Genomic DNA, 2,576 nt, shown 5'->3' with positions numbered 1-2,576 from the left:
CCGTCCGACGCCACTCTCGGCTCCGACAGCAATCCCCGATCACCTACGAGAGAAACGCCCGACCGGCACCGGCTACGCTGGCCCCCGCCGCATAAACCCCGTGTCCAGGATCAGGGGTCAAGCCCCCCCGACGGCGGCATTGAAGACCATGTGGGACCGAACCGTGGTGATTATCGCCTCGGGATCTTGTGTGTCGTCGGCAGCGGCACGCAACGCGGGGGCCACCGCGCCGATCCTGGCAAGCCGGCTGAGCGCAGCGGCCGCGTCGACCAGACACGCGACCGAGCACATCGCCAGCAGAGCCGCCACCGCAATCACCCGGCGGTGAACCGGATCCACATCCTCAGTCATGTCGGCATCCTCCCTGCCTGTTCGTTACGCCCCATGCGGCCGGCCGAGGGCCAACCAGGCGACTCGAGAATGCGGTCAGTGTGTGCTCGTGTTCGGTTCCGTCGGACACCGCGGCCACGCTAGCGCTGGCGACGGCCGTGTTGGCCCGTGCCGCGCAGGACGACGAAGAGGACGAGGAACCGGCGCCGGCGCCGGTCGCGAAACGTCGCTGGTGGCAACGGGGCAGCTAGTAACCAAGGGGGCTGTGGTGGACCCAATGTGGCACAATCCGAACCGCATTCCTGCAGCTCAGGGGCCGATCGTGGCGGTCGCGCGCGTCCGCAGGCGGGTGGTTTGACGCGCAGACAGTGTCTACGGCGCGCGTACGGCCCGGGACACGGCTGTGGCGGTTCCGGACTGGCCGCTCGTTTGGGCCCAGCCGGACCAGGAGTCGTCGGATCGCCAGAGGCCGTGTAGCACGGTCCCGTCGGCGATTGCGAGGGCATGTACGTTGCTGCTGATCTTCGCTCCCGCGCGGGCCCGGTGGAGATGGCAGATCGAACTGCCCCTGCCTGTGCAAGAGCCGGCGAGGCCCCGACCCCGGTTGCCGCAAAACGGGATGCTCTGGGCGTCGCGCCAGGGATCCGGTTGTGGTGCATCGCCGGAACCTAGGCACTCGAGGCATGTCCGCGATGCCACCGGACGAGCCTTAGTGTCGACAGTCCCGTGATCAGAAAAAGCGCGGCTAGCGCAGCCCATCCGGCCGTTCCGTGCTCGATCGCGGTCGTGGTTACGACTAGTGGTGCGAGCATGGTGCCCACGGCCATACCGGTCTGGTTAACACCTTGATAGGCGCCGGCGTTGGCCGGGTCGGCGAGCTCGAAGGCGAGCGTCCAACCGCCGGCCTCGGAGAGGATCTCGGCGAAGCTGTGCGCGATGGTCGCGAGCGTCAGCGCCACAATCATGACTGCGACAGCGCCGTGAGCGGCTGTGGCGTACAGCCCGCAGGCCACCGCGAGCAACGTGCCCGCTTGGGCGACCGCCCGTCCGGCCGAGTAGAGGGTGTTCGCACCGCGCGCCGCCCAGACTTGCAGCAAAGAAACGATGACCGTGTTCAACGCCAGGAGCGCTGGCACGGTCACCGTCGGTGCCTTAGTCCAACCCGCGACCCAGAGCGGTACCCCCACCGTCAGCATGCCGAACTGCATGGTCATGACGGCATAGAGGCAGGTCGCGGCCAGATAGGTACGGTCGAAGAGCGGCGATCGGCCCCAAGCCCGCCTCTGGGGGCGGTCGACAGGCTCGGCTATGCCGCGTACTCGGCTCAAGGGGAGCGCGGAAACGAGCAGCAGCGCGGACGTGGTGAGCATCGCCAGCACGTACGCCGGTGTCGTGCCGATCGCGAGGGCGACGGCCGCTAGCGCGGTTCCCGCGGCGATGGAGACGTTGGTGACAACGCGCAGCCGAGCGCGTACCTCAACGCGGTCTCGCCCGGTGAACGACTCCGCGATCATCGTCGCCAGCGCTGTACGCTGCATGGCCTGCTGGCCAACTGCGGCGCACGCGACGATCACGAAGGCGGATGGCGTGCGCACAACCAGGTATGAGGCCAGCGCCAAGCCCTGGCCAGCGGTCACGGCCATCAACAGCCTGCGTGCGCCGAACATACGGGCTAGGTAACCTGCGCCCAACGCGGCGCCGACGGCCGCAGCGCCGGCGATCGTCAAGCCGTACCCGACGGTGGCCGCGGTGAAGCCGACGACCCGGGTGAAGAACAACACGCTGACGCTGAAGAAGACCCCCTTGGACAGGGAGGCGGCCACGGTCGCCCAGGTCAGCGCGCGGGCGACGGGGTCGACCGGACCCAGGTAGCGGCGGATCCCGTTGGGAACGGGGCGTTTGGCGGCAAGGTACATGCCGACAGTTGTCGCAGCGGGTGAGGACACGCACCATTGATGTTTGCTTCATGGTCAGGTATGAGTTGGTCGGGTTAGACCTGGCTGATGTCCGGTTCGCAGTATCCCCGTTGAACGAGCTGGTTCTGTCCTTGCGTGCCTGGCGCGATCCAGGACGATTTCCGCTACACCTGCGTTGGCTGCATGCATTGGAGGACGTGCGCGGGGCTTGACCCCTGATCCTGGACACGGGGTTTATGCGGCGGGGGCCAGCGTAGCCGGTGCCGGTCGGGCGTTTCTCTCGTAGGTGATCGGGGATTGCTGTCGGAGCCGGGAGTGGCGTCGGACGGT

2 protein-coding genes are annotated in these 2,576 nt (G+C 67.6%); both read right to left on the bottom strand.

The features are described 5' to 3' along the window. Positions 1-117: 117 nt before the first annotated feature. Entirely contained in the window at positions 118-351 is a 234-nt protein-coding gene (locus DKL51_RS30870) for a hypothetical protein (RefSeq protein WP_109947390.1), read from the bottom strand. A gap of 647 nt (positions 352-998) precedes the next feature. Then, the gene (locus tag DKL51_RS30865; RefSeq protein WP_109947389.1) at positions 999-2,246 is read right to left on the bottom strand and encodes an MFS transporter; all 1,248 of its coding nucleotides are present in this window, start codon (positions 2,244-2,246) and stop codon (positions 999-1,001) included. Positions 2,247-2,576 lie beyond the last annotated feature (330 nt).

It is taken from the genome of Micromonospora globispora (genome assembly GCF_003857015.1).
GTDB lineage: Bacteria > Actinomycetota > Actinomycetes > Mycobacteriales > Micromonosporaceae > Micromonospora > Micromonospora globispora.
Note: the sequence above shows the minus strand (reverse complement) of the source record. Positions and strands in the feature narration are given on the sequence as shown.

Bases quoted from the DNA above. Each gene is read 5' to 3' on its own strand.
- DKL51_RS30870 (WP_109947390.1), bottom strand. From the start codon at position 351: ATGACTGAGGATGTGGATCCGGTTCACCGCCGGGTGATTGCGGTGGCG.
- DKL51_RS30865 (WP_109947389.1), bottom strand. From the start codon at position 2,246: ATGTACCTTGCCGCCAAACGCCCCGTTCCCAACGGGATCCGCCGCTAC.